This is a genomic window from Streptomyces sp. NPDC002935, from assembly GCF_040611295.1.
Taxonomy (GTDB): domain Bacteria; phylum Actinomycetota; class Actinomycetes; order Streptomycetales; family Streptomycetaceae; genus Streptomyces.
Map to the genome: position 1 here is coordinate 44,658 of NZ_JBEXNW010000023.1, position 22,452 is coordinate 67,109.

18 protein-coding genes and 1 tRNA gene are annotated in these 22,452 nt (G+C 69.5%); 18 read left to right on the forward strand and 1 reads right to left on the reverse strand.

What is annotated here, in order from left to right:
- Positions 1 to 318: 318 nt before the first annotated feature.
- Positions 319 to 390, reverse strand: a tRNA-Arg gene (locus ABZX90_RS27965).
- A gap of 163 nt (positions 391 to 553) precedes the next feature.
- Here ABZX90_RS27965 and ABZX90_RS27970 point away from each other — a divergent pair.
- The 18 genes from ABZX90_RS27970 (at position 554) to atpB (ending at position 22,387) form a co-directional block, all read left to right on the forward strand.
- Entirely contained in the window at positions 554 to 1,045 is a 492-nt protein-coding gene (locus ABZX90_RS27970; protein WP_355209286.1) for a response regulator, read from the forward strand.
- Positions 1,046 to 1,535: 490 nt separating this feature from the next.
- Positions 1,536 to 2,801, forward strand: coding sequence for an ArgS-related anticodon-binding protein NrtL (gene nrtL, locus ABZX90_RS27975; protein ID WP_355209289.1), 1,266 nt, complete (start codon positions 1,536 to 1,538; stop codon positions 2,799 to 2,801).
- Positions 2,802 to 2,835: 34 nt separating this feature from the next.
- The gene (gene lysA / locus ABZX90_RS27980) at positions 2,836 to 4,227 is read left to right on the forward strand and encodes a diaminopimelate decarboxylase (protein WP_355209292.1); all 1,392 of its coding nucleotides are present in this window, start codon (positions 2,836 to 2,838) and stop codon (positions 4,225 to 4,227) included.
- A gap of 262 nt (positions 4,228 to 4,489) precedes the next feature.
- Positions 4,490 to 5,779, forward strand: a complete 1,290-nt coding sequence (locus ABZX90_RS27985; RefSeq protein WP_351127920.1) for a homoserine dehydrogenase — start codon at positions 4,490 to 4,492, stop codon at positions 5,777 to 5,779.
- 6 nt (positions 5,780 to 5,785) lie between these two features.
- Entirely contained in the window at positions 5,786 to 6,844 is a 1,059-nt protein-coding gene (gene thrC / locus ABZX90_RS27990) for a threonine synthase (protein ID WP_351127776.1), read from the forward strand.
- Positions 6,845 to 7,237: 393 nt separating this feature from the next.
- Positions 7,238 to 8,167, forward strand: coding sequence for a homoserine kinase (gene thrB / locus ABZX90_RS27995; protein WP_351127778.1), 930 nt, complete (start codon positions 7,238 to 7,240; stop codon positions 8,165 to 8,167).
- Between the two features lie 388 nt (positions 8,168 to 8,555).
- Entirely contained in the window at positions 8,556 to 10,595 is a 2,040-nt protein-coding gene (gene rho, locus ABZX90_RS28000; protein ID WP_351127780.1) for a transcription termination factor Rho, read from the forward strand.
- Positions 10,596 to 10,847: 252 nt separating this feature from the next.
- A complete protein-coding gene (locus tag ABZX90_RS28005; protein WP_351127922.1) occupies positions 10,848 to 12,548 on the forward strand; it encodes a trypsin-like serine protease in 1,701 nt (566 codons plus the stop codon).
- 209 nt (positions 12,549 to 12,757) lie between these two features.
- Positions 12,758 to 13,894 (forward strand): LCP family protein, encoded by a 1,137-nt coding sequence (locus tag ABZX90_RS28010; protein WP_351127782.1) that lies wholly within the window; start codon positions 12,758 to 12,760, stop codon positions 13,892 to 13,894.
- Positions 13,895 to 14,042: 148 nt separating this feature from the next.
- On the forward strand, positions 14,043 to 14,264 hold the full coding sequence (rpmE, locus tag ABZX90_RS28015; RefSeq protein WP_100595864.1) for a 50S ribosomal protein L31: 222 nt from the start codon (positions 14,043 to 14,045) through the stop codon (positions 14,262 to 14,264).
- Positions 14,265 to 14,437: 173 nt separating this feature from the next.
- Positions 14,438 to 15,514: a peptide chain release factor 1 gene (prfA, locus tag ABZX90_RS28020; RefSeq protein WP_351127785.1), complete on the forward strand. Its 1,077-nt coding sequence runs from the start codon at positions 14,438 to 14,440 to the stop codon at positions 15,512 to 15,514.
- 36 nt (positions 15,515 to 15,550) lie between these two features.
- A complete protein-coding gene (gene prmC, locus ABZX90_RS28025; RefSeq protein ID WP_266762817.1) occupies positions 15,551 to 16,396 on the forward strand; it encodes a peptide chain release factor N(5)-glutamine methyltransferase in 846 nt (281 codons plus the stop codon).
- 101 nt (positions 16,397 to 16,497) lie between these two features.
- On the forward strand, positions 16,498 to 17,145 hold the full coding sequence (locus tag ABZX90_RS28030; protein ID WP_266762819.1) for an L-threonylcarbamoyladenylate synthase: 648 nt from the start codon (positions 16,498 to 16,500) through the stop codon (positions 17,143 to 17,145).
- On the forward strand, positions 17,142 to 17,810 hold the full coding sequence (locus ABZX90_RS28035) for a protein-tyrosine-phosphatase (protein ID WP_351127787.1): 669 nt from the start codon (positions 17,142 to 17,144) through the stop codon (positions 17,808 to 17,810). The genes ABZX90_RS28030 and ABZX90_RS28035 overlap by 4 nt, the downstream gene beginning before the upstream one ends.
- A 70-nt stretch (positions 17,811 to 17,880) precedes the next feature.
- Positions 17,881 to 19,119, forward strand: a complete 1,239-nt coding sequence (gene glyA, locus ABZX90_RS28040) for a serine hydroxymethyltransferase (RefSeq protein ID WP_351127788.1) — start codon at positions 17,881 to 17,883, stop codon at positions 19,117 to 19,119.
- A 129-nt stretch (positions 19,120 to 19,248) separates the two neighbouring features.
- On the forward strand, positions 19,249 to 20,601 hold the full coding sequence (locus ABZX90_RS28045; RefSeq protein WP_351127790.1) for an MraY family glycosyltransferase: 1,353 nt from the start codon (positions 19,249 to 19,251) through the stop codon (positions 20,599 to 20,601).
- Between the two features lie 295 nt (positions 20,602 to 20,896).
- A complete protein-coding gene (locus ABZX90_RS28050) occupies positions 20,897 to 21,334 on the forward strand; it encodes a hypothetical protein (RefSeq protein WP_351127791.1) in 438 nt (145 codons plus the stop codon).
- Positions 21,335 to 21,559: 225 nt separating this feature from the next.
- Positions 21,560 to 22,387 (forward strand): F0F1 ATP synthase subunit A, encoded by an 828-nt coding sequence (gene atpB / locus ABZX90_RS28055; RefSeq protein ID WP_351127793.1) that lies wholly within the window; start codon positions 21,560 to 21,562, stop codon positions 22,385 to 22,387.
- Positions 22,388 to 22,452: the final 65 nt, after the last annotated feature.

Below are 22,452 nucleotides of genomic sequence, written 5' to 3' on the forward strand. Positions count from 1 at the left end.
ACGTCCGTGGCGCTGATCTTCAGGATGTGTCTGCGCCCGACGAGGTCCGGGCCCGCACCTTCAGCATGCAACGCTGGTTTGCCCCCATTCAAGCGACGAGTCGTCAGCTTACGGCTTTGGGGTGGTGCGTGGCAGGGAACGCGTGGCACACGGTCGAAAACGACTTGAGCTTGATCGGTGCGGTAGCAACCCACTCGCCCCTCACTCGGGAGGCGTGCGTGAGAATCACAAAGAGCCGGACTCAGTGGGACTGAGTCCGGCTCTCTATCTTTGGCACTTCTGCTGGTCAGCGGCTTGATGGCGCTGTTCCGGCTTCTGTGCCCCCGGCAGGATTCGAACCTGCGCACACGGCTCCGGAGGCCGTTGCTCTATCCCCTGAGCTACGGGGGCGTGTCGGGCGCGTTGTGTGCGGCGACGGGTAGAACCCTACCAGCTCTTTCAGGGGTGATCGCCACGTGTTTTGGTCGGGGTCGGGTGGTGTTGCGGGGAGTGCGGGAGGGCTGGGGGAGTGGGGTGCGTCTGCGGTGGGTGATGGGGTCCGCACGGGGTGGAAGTGGGGAAAACCCGGACGCGGCGGTGGGCGCGGACCTACTCTCGAGTTGTGCCAGGCGCGTCCGGCCGGGTGCTTGTTGTGGACGACAACAAGGTCATCCGGCAGCTGATCAGGGTCAACCTCGAGCTGGAGGGTCTCGAGGTCGTGACCGCGGCTGACGGTGCCGAGTGTCTGGACGTCGTCCATCAGGTCCGGCCCGATGTCGTCACACTCGACGTCGTGATGCCTCGGCTCGACGGCTTGCGCACCGCCGCTCGGCTGCGTGCCGATCCCCGGACGCGGAGCCTTCCCATCGCCATCGTCAGTGCCTGCACTCAATACGAGGTCGAGAGCGGGCTCGACGTCGGTGTCGACGCCTTTCTCGCCAAGCCCTTCGAACCCTCCGAACTCGTGCTGCTCGTAAGGCAGTTGATGGATCGGCGTGAGGCGGGCGGTGGCGTCGCGGGCGGCGGCGTCGAGGAGGCCGAGCGTGCGGGACGCACCGGTCACTGAGCCGTGGCCCGGCTGCCGGTCGCGAGCGTCCTGATCCGGCGGTCGGCTGAGCTGCGTGCAACACCCGGTCGCCGAGGTATGCCGGACCCCGCGGACCCGCGGACCCCGCGGACCCGTCGGTGGATCGCTGAGACGGCGCCGGCCCCCTGTATCGGCGAGGGTCGGCAGTAACCGGGCGTGGTCGGCCTTCCGGGTGAGCGGCGGCGGCCCTGGAGCCCGTCCTCCGGGTCCGTCCTCCGGGTCCGTCCTCCGAGCCCCTTGGCGATCCCGGCCCCGGCAGTCGACCCCGAGGCGCTGCCCCGGCCCACCTCCGACCTCGCCCCCGGAGCCCATCCCCCCAGCCCACCCCGACGCCCACCAACCGCTCCCCCCTTCTTCCTCCCCCTCCCCCTCTCCCTCTCTCCCTCCCCCCGCCCCAGTCCGTCCACATCCCGGACCATCGTCCAAACTGGCTCGCATACCCACCCCCCTCCTCCCCTAGGCTTGTCCCGTGACTCCCGTCGAGCTCTCCCGTACCGTGCTGTGCGCGGTGCGTCGTGCTGTCGACGTGGGGGAACTGAGCGTCTCCGTGCCGGCGAGCGTGGCGGTCACCCCGCCGGGGCCGGGCGGGTGCGGTGACTACGCGACCAACATCGCGCTGCGGCTCGCCGGTCCGGCCGGGCGGCCGGCTCTGGAGGTCGCCGAGATCCTGCGGCCGCACATCGAAGGCGCCCCCGGCATCGCCGACGTGACCATCACCGGGCCGGGTTTCCTCAACATCACCCTCGGAGACGGAGCGTTCGCCGCCCTGGTGGAAGGCGTCTTGGAGCAGGGGACGCGGTACGGGTACGGCGACACCCTCGCCGGGCACGTCGTCGAGCTGCGCGTGCCCTACGACACCCGGGCCGAAGTCGTCGCCGACACCCTCGTACGGATCATCGCCACCCAGGGCGGACGTGCCGATGTCAGCCATGCCGAGCCTGTGAACCTGCGGCCCGTGCCCGCGCCCGAGGACCCCGCCCCCCTCGGCCAGGACGCCGCCCGCTGGGCGCTGCTCCACCCCGCTCCTCACGACCGGCCCCGGATCAGCGCCGGCCACCTGCTCCAGCGCGAGAGCAACCCTCTCTTCCGGGTCCGCTACGCCCACGCCCGCGCCCGGGCCCTGTGCCGGAACGCCGCCACCCTCGGCTACACCGGCGCCGTCCGTGGCGTCCACCCCGCGGACGGTCCCGCCAGTGACGCCTCCGCCCTCACCGACGTCCGTCGTACCGAGGCTCCCTCCGGGTCCGCTGCCGAGGTCGACGCCTCCACCGTCGGTCCCCGCACCGGTGCCCGCACCGCTCCCCTTGACGGCGGCCCGCCCGCATCCTCCGGGTCCGCTGCCGACATCGACGCCTCCACCATCGGTCCCCGCGCCGCTCCCCCCACCGCTCCCCGTGCCGGCGGCCATCCCGCATCCTCCGGGGCGACTGCCGACATCGACGCCTCCTCCGCCAGCCTCCCCACCTCGCCCCACGAAACCGACCTCCTCGCCGCGCTGGCCGAATACCCGCACGCCCTTCGTGTCGCCGCGCGGCATCGTTCTCCCGATCGGCTGGCTCGGCATCTTGTTGTCACCGCCGATGCCCTTCTCGGGTTTCAGTACGGCGTGCTGCCGCTCGGCGACGAGAAACCCTCGGCCGCCCACCGCGCCCGGCTCGCGCTCGCCGAAGCCGCCGGGACGGTGCTGGCCGGCGGCCTGTCCCTGCTCGGCATCAGTGCACCCGAATACCTCTGACACCGCAGATGACACAGCAGAAAGCCCTACAGACATGAGCCGTTCCGCACATCCCGCCGGGCCCCGTCACGCCGACGTCTTCGCCGAGGGCCACTACAGCGCCCCGCCCGCCGACCTCAACGCCCTCGACCCGAAGGTGTGGTCGCACACCGTCAGCCGTACGGACGACGGAGTCGTGACGGTCGGAGGGATCGAAGTCACCGCGCTCGCCGAGGAGTTCGGCACGCCCGCGTACTTCCTCGACGAGACCGACTTCCGGGAGCGGGCGCGTGCCTGGCGCACCGCGTTCGGGCACGACGCCGATGTCTTCTACGCGGGCAAGGCCTTCCTGTCGCGCGCCGTCGTGCGATGGCTGCACGAGGAGGGGCTCAACCTGGACGTGTGTTCCGGGGGTGAGCTGGCGACCGCCCTCTCCGCCGGGATGCCCGCCGACCGCATCGCCTTCCACGGCAACAACAAGTCCGAGGACGAGATCCGTACGGCCGTCGAGGCCGGTGTCGGGCGGATCGTGCTCGACTCCTTCCAGGAGATCGTGCGGGTGGCTCACGTAGCCCAGTCCCTGGGCAAGCGCCAGCGGGTGCAGATCCGGGTGACGGTAGGCGTGGAGGCGCACACGCACGAGTTCATCGCCACGGCGCACGAGGACCAGAAGTTCGGGATCGCCCTCGCCGACGGGCAGGCCGCCGAGGCCGTACGGCGGGCGCTCACGCTCGACGCGCTCGAACTCGTCGGGATCCACTCGCACATCGGGTCGCAGATCTTCGACATGGCCGGGTTCGAGGTCGCCGCCCGACGAGTCGTCGCGCTGCTGGCCGCCGTACGGGACGAGCACGGGGTCGAACTGCCCGAGATCGACCTCGGAGGTGGGCTCGGTATCGCCTACACCAGCGACGACGACCCCCGCGAGCCGCACGAGATCGCCAAGGCGCTGAGCGAGATCGTGACCCGTGAGTGCGAGGCCGCGAAGCTGCGCACCCCGCGGATCTCCGTGGAGCCGGGACGCGCCATCGTGGGCCCCACCGCGTTCACTCTGTACGAGGTCGGCACCATCAAGCCGCTCGACGGGCTGCGGACGTACGTCTCGGTGGACGGCGGCATGTCCGACAACATCCGGACCGCGCTGTACGACGCCGAGTACAGCGTCTCCCTCGTCTCGCGCACCTCCGACGCCGAGCCGATGCTCGTGCGCGTCGTCGGCAAGCACTGCGAGAGCGGTGACATCGTCGTGAAGGACGCCTTCCTGCCCGCCGACCTGGCCCCGGGCGACCTCATCGCGGTCCCGGCCACCGGCGCGTACTGCCGGTCCATGGCCAGCAACTACAACCACGCGCTGCGCCCGCCGGTCGTCGCCGTGAAGGACGGCTCGGCGCGGGTGATCGTCCGCCGCGAGACGGAGGAGGACCTCCTCCGTCTCGACGTCGGGTGAGTGGGAGAGCGTGGGAGAGGGTGGCAGAAGGAGCGACGGCGTGGTCCCTGATGGTGGAGACATGACGTCACGTGACAGGGGGTGACTTCAGGTGGTCGGATGGACCGGATCAGCAGGGTGCGGACCGGGGCGGAAGATCTCCTGTCGTCGCCTAGCAGAAAAATGAAATGGACGTCTCACGATCCGGACGAAGGGTAGAAACTCCCGTCCGGTGAGTGAGACTGGTCCAACCGAAGACGGTATGAGGAAACGAGGTCGGATGATGCGTACGCGTCCGCTGAAGGTGGCGCTGCTGGGCTGCGGGGTTGTCGGCTCAGAGGTGGCGCGCATCATGACGACGCACGCCGATGACCTCGCCGCGCGCATCGGAGCCCCCGTCGAGCTGGCCGGTGTCGCCGTGCGGCGGCCGTCCCGGGTGCGCGAGGGCATCGACCCCGATCTCGTCACCACCGACGCCACCGCCCTCGTCAAACGCGGGGACATCGACGTGGTCGTCGAGGTCATCGGAGGTATCGAGCCCGCCCGTACGCTGATCACCACAGCGTTCGAGCACGGCGCCTCCGTCGTCTCCGCGAACAAGGCGCTGCTCGCCCAGGACGGCGCCGCCCTGCACGCGGCGGCGGAGGCGAACGGCAGGGACCTCTATTACGAGGCCGCCGTCGCCGGTGCCATCCCGCTGATCCGGCCGCTGCGCGAGTCCCTCGCCGGCGACAAGATCAACCGGGTGATGGGGATCGTCAACGGGACCACCAATTTCATCCTCGACAAGATGGACTCCACGGGGGCGGGCTACCAGGAGGCCCTCGACGAGGCCACCGCGCTCGGGTACGCCGAGGCCGACCCCACCGCCGACGTCGAGGGCTTCGACGCCGCCGCCAAGGCCGCCATCCTCGCCGGGATCGCCTTCCACACGCGCGTGCGCCTCGACGACGTCTACCGCGAGGGCATGACCGAGGTCACCGCCGCCGACTTCGCCTCGGCGAAGGAGATGGGCTGCACCATCAAGCTGCTCGCCCTCTGCGAGCGGGCCGCCGACGGGGGATCGGTGACGGCGCGCGTGCATCCCGCGATGATTCCGCTGACCCACCCGCTCGCCTCCGTGCGCGGCGCGTACAACGCCGTGTTCGTCGAGTCGGACGCCGCCGGTCAGCTGATGTTCTACGGGCCGGGCGCGGGCGGCGCCCCGACGGCCTCCGCCGTTCTCGGCGACCTGGTGGCTGTCTGCCGCAACAGGCTCGGCGGTGCCACCGGACCCGGCGCCTCCGCGTACACCCAGCTGCCCGTCTCGCCCATGGGCGAGGTCGTGACGCGCTATCACATCAGCCTGGACGTGGCCGACAAACCGGGTGTTCTCGCTCAGGTCGCCACCGTGTTCGCCGAGCACGGGGTGTCCATCGACACCGTGCGTCAGTCGGGCAAGGACGGCGAGGCCTCCCTCGTCGTCGTCACCCATCGTGCGTCCGACGCGTCCCTGGACGGGACCGTCGAGGCGTTGCGCAGCCTCGACACCGTTCGGGGAGTCGCCAGCATCATGCGGGTTGAAGGAGAGTAACCAGCAATGACCCACCAGTGGCGCGGAATCATCGAGGAGTACCGGGACCGGCTTCCGGTGTCCGACAGCACGCAGATCGTGTCGCTCCGCGAGGGCGGCACGCCGCTCGTGCCCGCGCAGGTGCTCTCCGAGCGCACGGGCTGCGAGGTCCACCTCAAGGTGGAGGGCGCCAACCCGACCGGGTCCTTCAAGGACCGCGGTATGACCATGGCCATCACGCGGGCGAAGGAGGAGGGCGCGAAGGCCGTCATCTGCGCCTCCACCGGCAACACCTCGGCGAGCGCCGCCGCCTACGCCGTGCGCGCCGGGATGGTCTGCGCCGTCCTCGTGCCGCAGGGCAAGATCGCGCTCGGCAAGATGGGCCAGGCCCTCGTGCACGGCGCCAAGATCCTCCAGGTCGACGGCAACTTCGACGACTGTCTGACGCTGGCGCGCTCGCTGTCCGACAACTACCCGGTGGCGCTGGTCAATTCGGTCAACCCGGTGCGTATCGAGGGCCAGAAGACCGCCGCGTTCGAGATCGTGGACATGCTCGGCGACGCGCCCGACATCCACGTCCTTCCGGTGGGCAACGCGGGCAACATCACCGCGTACTGGAAGGGGTACACGGAGTACGCCGCCGACGGCATCGCCCGGCGCACCCCGCGCATGTGGGGATTCCAGGCGTCCGGTTCCGCGCCGATCGTGCGCGGCGAGGTCGTCAAGGACCCGTCGACCATCGCCACCGCGATCCGTATCGGCAACCCGGCCTCGTGGAAGTTCGCGCTGGCCGCGCGGGACGAGTCGGGTGGCCTCATCGACGAGGTGACGGACCGTGAGATCCTGCGCGCCTACCGGCTGTTGGCCGCGCAGGAGGGCGTCTTCGTCGAGCCCGCGTCCGCCGCGTCCGTCGCCGGTCTGCTGAAGGCCGCCGAGCAGGGCAAGGTCGACCCGGGGCAGCGCATCGTCTGCACGGTCACCGGAAACGGGCTCAAGGACCCCGACTGGGCCGTCGCGGGCGCCCCGCAGCCGGTCACGGTCCCGGTGGACGCGGCGACGGCGGCGGAGCGGCTCGGCCTGGCGTAAAACCGCCAGGCGTGAACCCGCCAGGCGGGGCCGGCCGGCCCCGCCGCACACGGCGGAACGCGCCGAACGCGGGTGGGCCTCGCGGAAGGTGGGCAAAAAACCGGCAGAAGCCGACGGAAACGCCCGCCATCGGGGGTCACCCCCTACGGTGACCCGATCGCGACCCTATGGGGGGTGCACGGGAGGCTTTCGACACGCATCGTGCGCCTCCTGTGCGCCCTATGTCGCCACAGAACCTTCCTTCGATAGGCTGTACCTAACCCGCCCGCCGCATATGCCGCGGTGCCGCGCCGACTTTGCGGACTCCGGGTCCCGGTGCCCGTCTGTCGCAGTTCATCTCGCAGTGCTTCGAAAATCTCGTACATCACGCAGCTCAAGGAGAGTCATCGAGCGATGGCCGGTCCAGCGTTCCGCGCCGCCGCCGTCCGGGTGCGCGTCCCCGCCACCAGTGCCAACCTCGGCCCGGGCTTCGACGCCTTCGGCCTGTCACTGGGGCTGTACGACGACGTGGTCGTCCGGGTGGCCGACTCCGGGCTGCACATCGACATCGCGGGTGAGGGCAGCGAGACGCTGCCGCGCGACGAGAACCATCTCCTCGTACGCTCCCTGCGCACCGCCTTCGATCTGCTGGGCGGCCAGCCGCGCGGCCTTGAGATCGTCTGCGCCAACCGCATCCCGCACGGCCGTGGTCTCGGCTCGTCCTCGGCCGCCATCTGCGCCGGCATCGTCGCCGCCCGCGCGGTGACGATAGGCGGGGACAGCAGGCTCGACGACACCGCGCTCCTCGAGCTCGCGACCGAGATCGAGGGACACCCCGACAATGTCGCGGCCTGTCTCCTCGGCGGTTTCACGCTCTCCTGGATGGAGTCCGGCGCCGCGCGGGCGATCAGGATGGAGCCCGCCGATTCCATCGTTCCGGTGGTCTTCGTACCGGGAAAGCCCCTGCTCACCGAGACCGCGCGCGGTCTGCTGCCGCGCACCGTCCCGCATGTCGACGCCGCCGCCAACGCGGGCCGTGCCGCACTGCTCGTCGAGGCGCTGACCCGGCGCCCCGAGCTGCTGCTGCCCGCGACCGAGGACCGGCTGCACCAGGACTACCGCGCCCCGGCGATGCCGGAGAGCGCGGCTCTCGTGGAGCGCCTGCGCGCCGACGGCATCCCGGCGGTGATCTCCGGCGCGGGGCCCACGGTGCTCGCTCTGGCGGACCGCGCGTCGGCCGACAAGGTGGCCGATCTCGCAGGTCAGAGCTGGGCCGCCAACCGTCTGGACCTCGACGCGCAGGGGGCGTGCGTGCTGCCCCTCGCACCTGCCGGGGTCAATTGACGACCCACGGTTGCCGGATTTGGAGAGGGGGAATGTTTGTTGGATCCGGTAGTGTTAACCTCAAGTCTGCACCCGACCCCACCATGGCGAGGTGCTTCGCGTCCCCGTCCGGGACACCCATTCTTCCGGGAGCCTCCCAAACTGCTTTGTGCCTTGCATTGGGTGCTATGCGCTGAGCAGTGCTGAGCACGCTCCGGAACCGGCGTGACCGAGCCGATGACACCGAACCTCAGTGCCACGGCTCCGGAATCGTCATCATCAGATATTTCTTCCGCCGCTTTGGCGGACCACCGCCCCGGCACGGTCCACATAGCAAGGACCAAAGCCGGACAGCACAACCGGTCGCCGAGCCAGACAGGCCGACGTCCGCTCCAGGGAAGGACCCTTCGTGAGCGACACCACCGATCTGATGGGCGCACGTGTCGAGGAGACCGCTGCCGCGCCCGCCACGGACGCCTCCGCGCCTGCCACCGGTGCCGGCTCCAGGCGACGCCGCGGTACCGGCCTTGACGGCATGGTGCTGGCCGAGCTGCAGCAGGTCGCATCCGGCCTCGGAATCAGGGGCACCGCGCGTATGCGCAAGAGCCAGCTGATCGAGGTCATCAAGGAGGCGCAGGCCGGAGGCGGTGCTCCGGCCAAGACGGCGTCCGACGACGCCGCCGCCGAGACCAAGCCGAAGCGCCGGACCACCTCGAAGGCCCGCACGGGCGACGAGGCCGCCGCCCCGGCCGAGAAGAAGGCCGAGAAGGGCGACGCCGAGAAGGCCGTAGCCCAGCAGCAGATCGAGATCCCCGGCCAGCCGGCGTCCGACGACGCCCCCGCTGAGCGCCGCCGTCGCCGTGCCACCGCCGACGCGGGCAGCCCCGAGACGGTTGTCGCCGAGGCGAAGAGCGAGCCGAAGACCGAGACGCAGACACAGGGCGACGCCGAGGGCGCCGACGGCCGTCGTGAGCGCCGTGACCGCCGTGACCGCGACCGGGGCGGCCGTGACCGCGACCGCCGTCCCAGCAAGGGCGACGAGCAGCAGGGCGGCCAGGGTGGTGGACAGCAGCGCCCCGACCGTCAGGAGCGCCAGGACCGTCCGGACCGTCAGCAGCAGGGCGGCGGCCGTCAGGACCGCCAGCAGCCGCGTGACAGTGGTCCGCGTGACAACGGCCCGCGCGACAACGGCCCGCAGGACGACGACGACTTCGAGGGCGGCCGCCGCGGCCGGCGCGGCCGTTACCGGGACCGCCGTGGGCGTCGCGGACGTGACGAGATCGCCGAGCCGCAGGTCGCCGACGACGACGTGCTGATCCCCGTCGCGGGCATCCTCGACATCCTCGACAACTACGCGTTCATCCGTACGTCGGGCTACCTGCCGGGTCCCAACGACGTGTACGTCTCCCTCGCCCAGGTCCGCAAGAACGGTCTGCGCAAGGGTGACCACGTCACCGGTGCGGTGCGCCAGCCCAAGGACGGCGAGCGCCGCGAGAAGTTCAACGCGCTGGTCCGCCTCGACTCGGCGAACGGCATGGCGGCCGAATCCGGCCGCGGGCGCCCGGAGTTCAACAAGCTGACGCCGCTCTACCCGCAGGACCGGCTCCGCCTGGAGACCGACCCGGGCGTGCTGACGACCCGGATCATCGACCTCGTCGCGCCGATCGGCAAGGGCCAGCGCGGTCTGATCGTGGCCCCGCCGAAGACCGGCAAGACCATGATCCTGCAGGCGATCGCCAACGCGATCACCGTCAACAACCCCGAGTGCCACCTGATGGTCGTCCTGGTCGACGAGCGTCCGGAAGAGGTCACCGACATGCAGCGGTCGGTGAAGGGCGAGGTCATCTCCTCGACCTTCGACCGTCCGGCCGAGGACCACACCACGGTCGCCGAGCTCGCCATCGAGCGTGCCAAGCGTCTGGTGGAGCTGGGTCACGACGTCGTCGTGCTGCTCGACTCGATCACGCGTCTGGGCCGTGCGTACAACCTCGCCGCCCCGGCCTCCGGCCGCATCCTGTCCGGTGGTGTCGACTCGACCGCGCTCTACCCGCCGAAGCGCTTCTTCGGTGCCGCGCGCAACATCGAGGACGGCGGCTCGCTGACGATCCTGGCCACCGCGCTGGTCGACACCGGCTCGCGCATGGACGAGGTCATCTTCGAGGAGTTCAAGGGCACCGGCAACGCCGAGCTCAAGCTCGACCGGAAGCTCGCCGACAAGCGCGTCTTCCCGGCGGTGGACGTCGACGCGTCCGGTACCCGTAAGGAAGAGCTCCTGCTCGGCAGCGACGAGCTCGCCATCACCTGGAAGCTGCGCCGCGTGCTCCACGCGCTCGACCAGCAGCAGGCGATCGAGCTGCTGCTCGACAAGATGAAGCAGACGAAGTCGAACGCCGAGTTCCTGCTCCAGATCCAGAAGACCACGCCGTCGCCGGGCAACGGCAACGACTGAGGTCTGTAGGGCAAGAACCACCAAGGACCGCCCCCGTCACGCAGGTGACGGGGGCGGTCCTTTGTGCTGTCCGGTGCACATGTACGATCGCGCCCTTGAACTTCTGCTGAAGCAGATCTGAACTCTTGACTCTGAGGGGGGACTTGAGTGGATACGTCCACGTCCGGAGGCGGTCGACACAGACGCCGTATACGGATCGCCGTGCCGGTCGCCGCAGCCGGCCTCGCCGCCGCGGTCGCCGGCGCGCTTCTGATGTCGTCCGCGAACGCCGCGCCCAGTACGACGCTGCCCACCCCGACCGTGCGGCCCACCCACTCGACGCCGTCCCTGGCCGAGCTGGAGAAGCGTGTGGCGGGCGCCGTCGCCGGTGACGACATCGCGGGCCGGACGACCCAGAAGGCGTCGCTGAGCGCGGGTACGAACACGGCGCGCGTCGACCCGAAGATCATCGGCGGCACCACGACCACCATCGCCACGGCCCCGTTCATGGCCCAGCTCTGGTACTACGACGACAAGGGCACCACCAGCGAGGCCGACGACCTCGGCTTCTTCTGCGGTGGCTCCGTCGTCTCGCCGACGAAGATCCTGACCGCCGCGCACTGCGTCAAGGGCTACGACTGGAAGGCCAACGGCGCCGTCATCACGGGCACCTCCCAGCTGCCGACCGGCAGCGACCTGCCGTCGGGGGCCACGGTGAGCGCCCCCTGGCGGCAGTGGAACCACCCCTCGTACAGCTCGACGACCATCGACAACGACATCGCGGTCATCACGCTGGCGAACGCCGTCACCGCCAAGCCGATCCGCATGACGACGTCCGGTGACACCGCCTCGTACGCGGCCAACACCGAGGCGACGCTCTACGGCTGGGGCCGCACCAGCTCCACCACGCAGGACATCTCCGAGACGCTGAAGACGGCCACGCTGCCGATCAACTCGGACACCACGTGCAGCAACACCTATCCGGCCGACTTCATCAAGGGCCACATGGTCTGCGCGGGCAAGCCGGCGACCGGCAGCGACACCGGCACCGTCTCGGCCTGCAACGGCGACTCCGGCGGCCCGCTGATCGTCGGCGGCCGCATCGTGGGCGTCGTCTCCTGGGGTGTCGAGGACTGCGTCGCTGAGGGCGCCCGCAGCGTCTTCTCGAAGGTCAGCACCTATGTCGGTGCCGCCTACCCGCGCGTCGAGGACACGAACCTGAGCGGCGACCACAAGGCCGACCTGTGGGTCCGTAACGCGTCGACCAAGACGGGCTACTCGAAGGACTCCAAGGGCACCTCGTTCGCCGCGCGCGTGTCGTGGGGCGGCTGGGACGGCGTCAACGTCGTGCTCCAGACCGACCTGAACCGTGACGGCTACCAGGACCTCGTGGTCCGCGACAGCGCCAGCGGTGACGTCCTCTGGATGCACTACGTGAAGTCGATCGACGACTGGTCCACCGAAAAGATCTTCAGCAGCTGGGGTACCCGTCAGCGCATCATCGCGCCGGGCGACCTCAACGGCGACGGTCTGCCCGACATCCTCTCCGTCGACTCCTCCGGCGTGATGTGGCAGTACCCGGGCAAGGGCAACGGCACCTTCTCCTCGCGTGTCCAGGTCAGCACCGGCTGGAGCCAGTACAACTCGGTGCGCGGGCACGGCGACTTCACCGGCGACGGCAAGGCCGACCTGATCGCGCGCAGCAAGACCGGCTCGTACGTCTACCTGTACAAGGGCACCGGCAAGACCGGCAGTGGCGCCTTCTCCTCCCGCATCAAGGTGCGTACGTGGAGCAGCTACAACGCCTTCGACGCCGTCGGTGACGTGACCGGCGACGGCAAGGCCGACTTCCTGGCCCGCACCTCCGGCGGCACGCTGTACCTGTACCCGGGTACCGGCAAGGCCACCAGCGAGATCTTCGCCACGCGGATCTCGGTCGGCACCGGTTTCCAGGAGTACGACATCTTCGGCTGACATCGCAGGTGAGCGGGGTTTTCCCGGTCTCACCGATCACGCAATGTGCCCATCGCGCCACGCGGTGGGCACATTTCGTTGTGCAACCCTTTCCCGGGTTTCCCCGTCTGACCGTACGGAGTGACCATGGAGCGGTACGCCTCGTCACGACCAGACGGGCCTAGCCCTGAAAGCAGGGGGTAACCGACCGCAAAGGAATTGAGGAGCACATGCCTGCCGAGAGCACGCCGGAGCCCGCAATACCGGGGGACTCCGGCACCAGCACCCAGCGCCGGGCCAAGGGCCGCCGCCGCAGGACCCGCAGCACGCGGAGCAAGGCCCTGCTCGTCACGGCCTGGACCGCGGCGGGCATCGTGGTGCTCGGCGGCACCGGAGCCGGCTACCTGTACTTCAAGCTCAACGGCAACCTCAAGAGCGTCGACATCAACCAGGCGCTCGGCAGCGACCGGCCCACCAAGGTCGACAACGGCTCCGAGAACATCCTGGTCCTGGGCTCCGACACCCGCTCCGGCAGCAACAAGAAGCTGGGCGGCGGCACCGACGACGGCAGCGCCCGCTCCGACACCGCGATGATCGTCCACGTGTACAAGGGCCACAAGAGGGCCAGCGTGGTGTCCATCCCCCGCGACACCCTCGTCGAGCGGCCGTCCTGCGTCGACCCCCAGGGCACCGTCCACGGCGCCGCCTCCGGCGTGATGTTCAACTCCGCCTACTCCACCGGCGGCGCCGCTTGCGCGGTGAAGACCGTCGAGTCCCTCTCCGGCATCCGCATGGACCACTACCTGGAGGTCGACTTCAGCGGCTTCCAGAAGCTGATCGACGACCTGGGCGGCGTCACGGTCACCACGACCAAGGCCATCTCGGACCCCGACAGCCATCTGCGTCTGACGGCCGGATCGCACGAGCTCGACGGCAAGCAGGCGCTCGGCCTGGTCCGCACCCGGCACGGCGTCGGCGACGGCTCCGACCTCGGCCGCATCCAGCTCCAGCAGGCCTTCATGAAGGCCCTGGTCGACCAGGTCAAGCACATCGGCATCCTGTCCAACCCGAAAAAGCTGTACGACCTCGCCGACACCGCGACCCGGACGGTGACCACCGACTCCGACATCGGCAGTGTCACCGACCTCGCCTCCTTCGCGGGCGGCCTCAAGGGCATCAGCTCGTCCCACATGAACATGGTGACGATGCCGGTCCAGTACGACAGCGCCGACGCCAACCGCGTCCTGGTCGACAAGGCCAAGGCGAAGCTGGTCTGGAAGGCGCTGAAGGACGACCTGCCGATCCCGAAGGCGGCCACCAAGGGAACCGCCACGGGCACCGCGAAGGGTGTCGTCAGCCCCGGCTGACCTGCGCGCGGACCCCTGGGGAATAGATCGTCGCGTCCCCCCGTTTTGGGGGATACGGCCAGTGCTGGCAGACTGGTACGTCGGCCCCGGTTCACGCACCCGCATCCCGCGGCGGCGACCCGGTGCCCTCCCGAAACTAGGAGACACCTTGAAGCGCGACATCCACCCCGAGTACGTCGAGACGCAGGTCAGCTGTACCTGTGGCGCGTCGTTCACCACCCGTAGCACGATCTCCAGCGGCACCGTCCGTGCCGAGGTCTGCTCCGAGTGCCACCCGTTCTACACGGGCAAGCAGAAGATCCTCGACACCGGTGGCCGTGTGGCCCGCTTCGAGGCCCGCTTCGGCAAGGCTGCGGCTGCCAACAAGTAGCGAGCCCACAGCGCCGGTCTTCGGAGTCCCCAGCACGGGGACGCCGGGACCGGCGCTTTGCGGTCCAGCCCCCTCCCCCAGGCTCTCGAACCCGTTCGAGCAGGGGGACCCCCACGCCGTACCTACGTCCCCGAGCCCGTCACGGAGCTGGGGACAGTCCATTGGAGCCGGAGATGTTCGAGGCGGTCGAGGAACTGATCGGCGAGCACGCCGATCTGGAGAAGAAGCTCGCTGACCCGTCGGTGCACGCCGACCAGGCCAACGCGCGCAAGCTCAACAAGCGCTACGCCGAGCTGACCCCGATCGTCGCGACGTACCGCTCCTGGAAGCAGACCGGGGACGACATCGGCACGGCGAAGGAGTTCGCCGCCGACGACCCCGACTTCGTGGCCGAGGTCAAGGACCTGGAGAAGCAGCGCGAGGAGCTCACCGAGAAGCTCCGCCTGCTGCTGGTCCCGCGCGACCCGAGCGACGACAAGGACGTCATCCTGGAGATCAAGGCGGGCGCCGGCGGCGACGAGTCCGCCCTGTTCGCCGGTGACCTGCTGCGCATGTACCTGCGCTACGCCGAGCGCGTCGGCTGGAAGACCGAGCTCATCGATGCCACCGAGTCCGAGCTCGGCGGCTACAAGGACGTCCAGGTCGCGGTGAAGACCAAGGGCGGCCAGGGTGCCACCGAGCCCGGCCAGGGCGTCTGGGCCCGCCTGAAGTACGAGGGCGGCGTGCACCGCGTGCAGCGCGTGCCCTCGACCGAGTCGCAGGGCCGGATTCACACTTCGGCCGCCGGTGTCCTCGTCACGCCCGAGGCCGAGGAGGTCGACGTCGAGATCCACGCGAACGATCTCCGTATCGACGTCTACCGCTCCTCGGGCCCCGGCGGCCAGTCCGTCAACACCACCGACTCCGCGGTGCGCATCACGCACATTCCCACCGGAGTCGTCGCTTCCTGCCAGAACGAGAAGAGCCAGCTGCAGAACAAGGAGCAGGCGATGCGTATCCTGCGCTCCAGGCTCCTCGCGGCGGCGCAGGAGGAAGCGGAGCGGGAGGCCGCGGACGCCCGCCGCAGCCAGGTCCGTACCGTCGACCGCTCCGAGAAGATCCGTACGTACAACTTCCCGGAGAATCGCATCTCGGACCACCGCGTCGGCTTCAAGGCGTACAACTTGGACCAGGTCCTCGACGGCGAGCTCGACGCGGTCATCCAGGCCTGCGTCGACGCGGACTCGGCCGCCAAGCTCGCCAACGCGTAACAGCAAACGACAACAGCTCAGCCCCGGAGGACCAGCGTGAACCTGCTGCTCGCGGAAGTGGCCCAGGCCACCCAGCGGCTGGCCGACGCCGGCGTGCCCTCGCCGCGCAACGACGCGGAGGAGCTCGCCGCCTTCGTGCACGGCGTGAAGCGGGGCGAGCTGCACAGCGTCAAGGACGCGGACTTCGACGCCCGCTACTGGGAGGTGACCGCGCGCCGCGAGGCGCGCGAGCCGCTCCAGCACATCACCGGGCGCGCCTACTTCCGCTACCTCGAACTCCAGGTGGGCCCGGGCGTGTTCGTCCCGCGCCCCGAGACCGAGTCGGTCGTCGGCTGGGCCATAGACGCCGTCCGCGCGATGGATGTCGTCGAACCGCTGATCGTCGACCTGTGCACCGGCTCGGGCGCCATCGCGCTCGCCCTGGCACAGGAGGTCCCGCGCTCCCGTGTGCACGCCGTGGAGCTGTCCGAGGACGCCCTGCGGTGGACGCGCAAGAACGTCGAGGGGTCCAGGGTCGACCTGCGCCAGGGAGACGCCCTCGCGGCCTTCCCCGACCTCGACGGCCAGGTGGACCTGGTGATCTCCAACCCTCCGTACATCCCGCTCACCGAATGGGAGTACGTGCAGCCGGAGGCCCGGGACTACGACCCCGAACTCGCCCTCTTCTCGGGCGAGGACGGACTCGACCTCATCCGCGGCATCGAGCGCACCGCGCACCGTCTGCTGCGCCCCGGCGGCGTCGTCGTCATCGAGCACGCCGACACCCAGGGCGGCCAGGTGCCGTGGATCTTCACCGAGGAGCGGGGCTGGGCCGACGCGGCCGACCACCCGGACCTCAACAACCGGCCGCGGTTCGCGACCGCCCGCAAGGCGATGCCGTGAGCACGGCCCACGGGGTTCCGGCCCACCGCGCCGTTGTGCGCGCACGCATCGCGTTTCCCCGCATCCCCAGCCAGCAGTACATGTATGAGGAGGCCCGCTAAATGGCACGGCGATACGACACCAACGACGCGACCGACCGCACCACAGGTCTGCGTGAGGCAGCGTCCGCCGTCCGCCGTGGCGAACTGGTGGTCCTCCCGACGGACACCGTCTACGGCATCGGTGCCGACGCCTTCACCTCCGAGGCCGTCGCCGACCTGCTGGACGCCAAGGGCCGGGGCCGCAACATGCCCACCCCTGTCCTCATCGGCTCCCCGAACACCCTGCACGGCCTCGTCACGGACTTCTCCGAGATGGCCTGGGAGCTCGTCGACGCGTTCTGGCCGGGCGCCCTGACGCTCGTCGCCAAGCACCAGCCGTCCCTCCAGTGGGACCTGGGGGACACCCGGGGCACGGTCGCGATCCGTATGCCGCTGCACCCCGTCGCCATCGAGCTCCTCACGGAGGTCGGCCCGATGGCCGTCTCCTCCGCCAACCTCACGGGCCACCCGGCGCCGGAGGACTGCGACGCCGCGCAGGACATGCTCGGCGACTCCGTCTCGGTCTACCTGGACGGCGGCCCGACCCCGGGCAACGTGCCCTCCTCCATCGTCGACGTGACCGGCAAGGTGCCCGTGCTGCTGCGCGCGGGCGCCCTGTCGGCGGAGGAGCTCCGGAAGGTCGTCCCCGACCTCGAGGTGGCGAATTGACAGCCCCTGACGCGGGGCGTGGATGGATAGGCACGGGGATCACGGGGACCGGTGGGTCCCCCCGGGGGTCCTTCCGCATCCTCCACGTCAGCACCGGCAACGTGTGCCGCTCGCCGATCACCGAGCGGCTGACCCGGCATGCCCTGGCGGACCGGCTCGGCGACCCCCTGTGGGGCGGCCTGATCGTGGAGAGCGCCGGCACCTGGGGCCACGAGGGCGCGCCCATGGAGGCCAACGCCGAGACCGTCCTCGCCGACTTCGGCGCGGACTCCTCCGGCTTCGTCGGACGTGAGCTCCTCGACGACCACGTCATCCGCGCCGACCTGGTCCTGACGGCCACCCGCGACCACCGTGCCCAGGTCATCTCCATGGGCCACTCGGCGGGCCTGCGCACCTTCACCCTGAAGGAGTTCACCCGCCTCGTCCGCGCCATAGACACGGCGACCCTGCCGCCCCTCCAGGACGGCGTGATCGAACGCGCCGTCGCCCTGGTGCGGGCCGCCGCGGCCCTGCGCGGCTGGCTGCTGGCCCCGACCGCGGAGGCCGACGAGGTCTACGACCCCTACGGGGCGCCGCTGCCGTTCTTCCGGTCCATCGGGGACGAGATCAACGAGGCACTGGATCCGGTCGTCACCGCTCTGACGGGGGTACCCGCGCGGACGTGATACCGGGCGTCCCACCGGTCCCGGTCCTACATTGGACGTAAGCGTCCCCCGTAGAGGTCCGGAGTCCACCATGCCGGTCGCAACCACGCTCGAAGCGGATGTCCTGAGCCGCCAGGACCCCGAGCTCGCCGAGATCCTGATCGGCGAGCTGGACCGGCAGTCGACCACGCTGCAGCTGATCGCCGCCGAGAACTTCACCTCGCCGGCCGTGCTGGCCGCGCTCGGCTCGCCGCTGGCGAACAAGTACGCCGAGGGATACCCCGGCGCCCGCCATCACGGCGGCTGCGAGATCGTCGACGTCGCCGAACGCGTCGCCGTCGACCGGGCCAGGGCGCTCTTCGGCGCCGACCACGCCAACGTCCAGTCCCACTCCGGGAGTTCGGCCGTCCTGGCCGCGTACGCAGCCCTGCTGCGCCCCGGTGACACCGTGCTGGCGATGGGCCTTCCCTTCGGCGGTCATCTGACCCACGGGTCGCCCGCGAACTTCTCCGGCCGCTGGTTCGACTTCGTCGGCTACGGGGTCGGGGCGGAGTCCGGGCTCATCGACTACGAGCAGGTGCGCACGCTGGCCCGCGCCCGTCGCCCCAAGGCCATCGTCTGCGGATCGATCTCGTACCCCCGGCACATCGACTACGCGCTCTTCCGGGAGATCGCCGACGAGGTCGGCGCCTATCTCATCGCGGACGCCGCCCATCCCATCGGGCTCGTCGCGGGGGGAGCGGCGCCCAATCCGGTGCCGTACGCCGATGTCGTGTGCGCCACGACCCACAAGGTGCTCCGCGGGCCGCGCGGCGGCATGATCCTGTGTGGGAGCGAGCTGGCCGAGCGCGTCGACCGGGCCGTCTTCCCGTTCACCCAGGGCGGCGCGCAGATGCACACGATCGCGGCCAAGGCCGTCGCGTTCGGCGAGGCGGCAACCCCGGCGTTCACCGCGTACGCCCATCAGGTGGTCGCCAACGCGCGTGTGCTGGCCGACGGGCTGGGCGCGGAGGGGCTCGCGATCACCACGGGCGGCACCGACACCCATCTGCTCGCCGCGGATCCCGCGCCGCTCGGTGTCGACGGGCGCACCGCGCGTGGCCGGCTCGCCGCCGCCGGTATGGTCCTCGACACCTGTGCGTTGCCTCACGGCGACGCCCGTGGCCTGCGGCTCGGCACCGCCGCGCTGACCACGCAGGGGATGGGCGAGGCGGAGATGGCACGGGTCGCGGCCCTGTTCGCCGGGGTACTGCGGGACGAGATCGACGCCAGGACCGCGCGTGAGGAAGTGCGGGAGCTGACGGGAAGATTTCCGCCTTATCCGGACTGACCGGGGGTACACGTACCGGACTGCACAGCCACTCGTGCAACCATCGTCGCTACCCGGAAGTCCCCAACCATATGCGTGCATCGCTAGGGTGTGGGGCTGTGATGGCCTGCGAGACCTGTGGGGAAGCCCGTGCGTGAATACCTGCTGACGCTCTGCATCACGGCCGCGGTGACGTATCTGCTGACAGGGCCGGTACGGAAGTTCGCGATCGTGGCCGGAGCCATGCCGGAAATCAGGGCACGCGACGTGCACCGTGAACCCACGCCGAGGCTCGGCGGCATCGCGATGTTCTTCGGTCTGTGCGCCGGCCTGCTGGTCGCCGACCACCTGACCAACCTCAACGCGGTGTTCTCGAACTCCAACGAGCCGCGCGCCCTGCTCTCCGGAGCGGCCCTGATCTGGCTGATCGGCGTGCTGGACGACAAGTTCGAGATCGACGCGCTGATCAAGCTGGGCGGTCAGATGATCGCCGCGGGCGTGATGGTCATGCAGGGTCTGACGATCCTGTGGCTGCCGATCCCGGGGGTCGGCCTGGTCGCGCTGACCCAGTGGCAGGGCACCCTGCTGACGGTGGCGCTCGTCGTCATCACCATCAACGCGGTCAACTTCGTGGACGGTCTCGACGGACTGGCCGCCGGCATGGTGTGCATCGCGTCCACGGCGTTCTTCCTGTACGCCTACCGGATCTGGTACTCGTACGGCATCGAGGCGGCCGCTCCGGCGACGCTGTTCGCGGCGATCCTGATGGGCATGTGCCTGGGCTTCCTGCCGCACAACATGCACCCCGCGCGGATCTTCATGGGCGACTCCGGTTCGATGCTCATCGGGCTGGTGCTGGCCGCCGGCGCCATCTCCATCACCGGGCAGATCGACCCCGACGTGATGAACCTGTTCACCGGTTCCCCGCGCAACACCGTGCACCAGACGGTTCCCGTGTTCATCCCGCTGCTGCTGCCGCTGACGATCATCGCGATCCCGGCCGCCGACCTGGTGCTCGCCATCGTGCGGCGCACCTGGCGCGGGCAGTCGCCGTTCGCGGCGGACCGCGGGCACCTGCACCACCGCCTCCTGGAGGTCGGCCACTCGCACAGCCGTGCGGTGCTGATCATGTACTTCTGGTCGGCGCTGATCGCCTTCGGCGCCCTCGCGTACTCGGTCAACTCCGGGGCAATGTGGAGCGTGCTCACCATCGCGGCCCTGAGCGCGGTGGGTCTCGTACTGCTCCTGCTGCCGCGCTTCACGCCGCGTGCCCCGCGCTGGGCCGAGCACCTCGTGCCGCCGCGCTACCGCCGCCGCAGGGCCGCCGCGGCGGCCGGAGCCGGGTCGCCCGTCACCCATGAGACAGCGGTGGCCGACGGGCCGGACGAGGCCCGGGAGCACCGTGCGCCGGCTGTCGCCGGAGTCTCAGGAGTCAACGGAGCGACGGCAATTGGTACCCGTTCGCGACTCCTGGACCGGCGTGAGGCCGAGTCGTCGCGCTGAGGCGAAGGTAAGAATCTGACTAACGCGTGACCAAATCGTGGGGTAGTAAAGCGTCCCAATACCAGACAAGTTGGGTTGCCGAGTGCACAGACGCGCACCCTCACTCTCATGTGTGACAGTCAGCACACCAACCAGGTAAAGACCTCATCAAAATAGTTTGTGATACGGTTCACGAGAACCCAGGGCAGAGCCGAAGGACCCCAGTACGACGGTCCCTTGGCGTGAGGTTCTCTCTCGGCCCGGGACTACGCTCGTCCATGACGACACGCCCCCCTTAGCAAGCGGAGTTGCCGCCATGCCGTCCAATGACGCCCGGATTCTCCTTCAGGCCGCTGTGCCCACGGCTGCCGTCGGCGCGATTGCCGCCGTCGTCAGTGGTGTGGTCGCCGGCGGCAAGGGAGCGATCGGGGCGATCGTCGCGACGCTGGTAGTGATCCTCTTCATGGGACTCGGGCTCTACGTTCTGCAGCGCACTGCCAAATCGCTTCCGCACCTGTTCCAGGCGATGGGCCTCTTGCTCTACACGGCACAGATTCTTCTGCTGTTCATCTTTGTCGCCGTGTTCAAGAACACGTCGCTGTTCAACCCCAAGTCCTTCGCGCTCACCCTGGTCGCCACCACCCTCGTGTGGATCGGCGCACAGGCGCGTGCCCAAATGAAGGCCAAGATCCTTTACGTGGAGCCGGACTCTTCGAAGGGCGACAAGCCCGAGAAGAAGGGCCACTCGTCGTGAGGGGTAGGGCCGGGATAAGTGCGCGTAAGAGATCCTGCTATCGTCCGGTGCCAACTGCGGCATCGCGGGCGCGGGCATCTGAGCTGACGCCTGCTCAATCGCGAGGCTTGATGCCCCACAGCCGCCCCCACATCCGTAACACCAGTCCAGTGCCGAACCGCGGCTGTCCGCCGCGCCGACACAACGAGGTTGCCGTACCTATGCGCCACGCTGAAGGAGCCCGCGGTGAGTGCTGACCCGACGCAGGTGCTCGCTTTCGAGACCGACTGCCACATCTTCGAGAACAACGGTTGTGGCTTCCCGGCACCCGGCTTGCACTCGTTCCTGTTCGAGCCTCTCTGGGGCGACGGGGACAGCAACTTGTACTTCAACAAGACGATGCTCCTGGCGCTGCTCGGCTCGGTTATCGTCGTCGCCTTCTTCTGGGCCGCCTTCCGCAAGCCGAAGGTCGTCCCGGGCAAGCTGCAGATGGTCGCGGAGGCGGGCTACGACTTCATCCGCCGCGGCGTCGTCTACGAGACGATCGGCAAGAAGGAAGGCGAGAAGTACGTCCCGCTGGTCGTCTCGCTGTTCTTCTTCGTCTGGATGATGAACCTCTGGTCGATCATTCCGGTCGCCCAGTTCCCGGTGACGGCGATCATCTCGTACCCCGCGGTGCTGGCCGGAATCGTCTACATCGTCTGGGTGTCCCTGACGTTCAAGCGCCACGGATTCGTCGGAGCGTTCAAGAACTTCAGCGGCTACGACAAGTCGCTGGGCCCGGTTCTCCCGCTGGCCATGTTCATCGAGCTGCTCTCGAACCTGATCGTCCGGCCGTTCACGCACGCGGTGCGACTCTTCGCGAACATGTTCGCGGGACACACCCTGCTGCTGCTGTTCACGATCGCCACCTGGTACCTGCTCAACGGTCTCGGGATCGTCTACTCGGGCGTCTCGTTCATCATGGTCATCGTCATGACGGCCTTCGAGCTGTTCATCCAGGCCCTGCAGGCGTACGTGTTCGTGCTGCTGACCTGCACCTTCATCCAGGGCGCGCTGGCCGAGCACCACTGAGCGCCCGTCCTCTCCGCCCCGCAGTCGTCCGGTGGCCAACCCCCACCGGTCCGTAAAGAAAAGGA

Bases quoted from the DNA above. Each gene is read 5' to 3' on its own strand.
- ABZX90_RS28030 (WP_266762819.1), top strand. From the start codon at position 16,498: ATGGCACGGCGATACGACACCAACGACGCGACCGACCGCACCACAGGT.
- ABZX90_RS28010 (WP_351127782.1), top strand. From the start codon at position 12,758: ATGCCTGCCGAGAGCACGCCGGAGCCCGCAATACCGGGGGACTCCGGC.
- thrB (WP_351127778.1), top strand. From the start codon at position 7,238: ATGGCCGGTCCAGCGTTCCGCGCCGCCGCCGTCCGGGTGCGCGTCCCC.
- glyA (WP_351127788.1), top strand. From the start codon at position 17,881: ATGCCGGTCGCAACCACGCTCGAAGCGGATGTCCTGAGCCGCCAGGAC.
- thrC (WP_351127776.1), top strand. From the start codon at position 5,786: ATGACCCACCAGTGGCGCGGAATCATCGAGGAGTACCGGGACCGGCTT.
- lysA (WP_355209292.1), top strand. From the start codon at position 2,836: ATGAGCCGTTCCGCACATCCCGCCGGGCCCCGTCACGCCGACGTCTTC.
- prfA (WP_351127785.1), top strand. From the start codon at position 14,438: ATGTTCGAGGCGGTCGAGGAACTGATCGGCGAGCACGCCGATCTGGAG.
- ABZX90_RS28005 (WP_351127922.1), top strand. From the start codon at position 10,848: ATGTCGTCCGCGAACGCCGCGCCCAGTACGACGCTGCCCACCCCGACC.
- ABZX90_RS27985 (WP_351127920.1), top strand. From the start codon at position 4,490: ATGCGTACGCGTCCGCTGAAGGTGGCGCTGCTGGGCTGCGGGGTTGTC.
- ABZX90_RS28050 (WP_351127791.1), top strand. From the start codon at position 20,897: ATGCCGTCCAATGACGCCCGGATTCTCCTTCAGGCCGCTGTGCCCACG.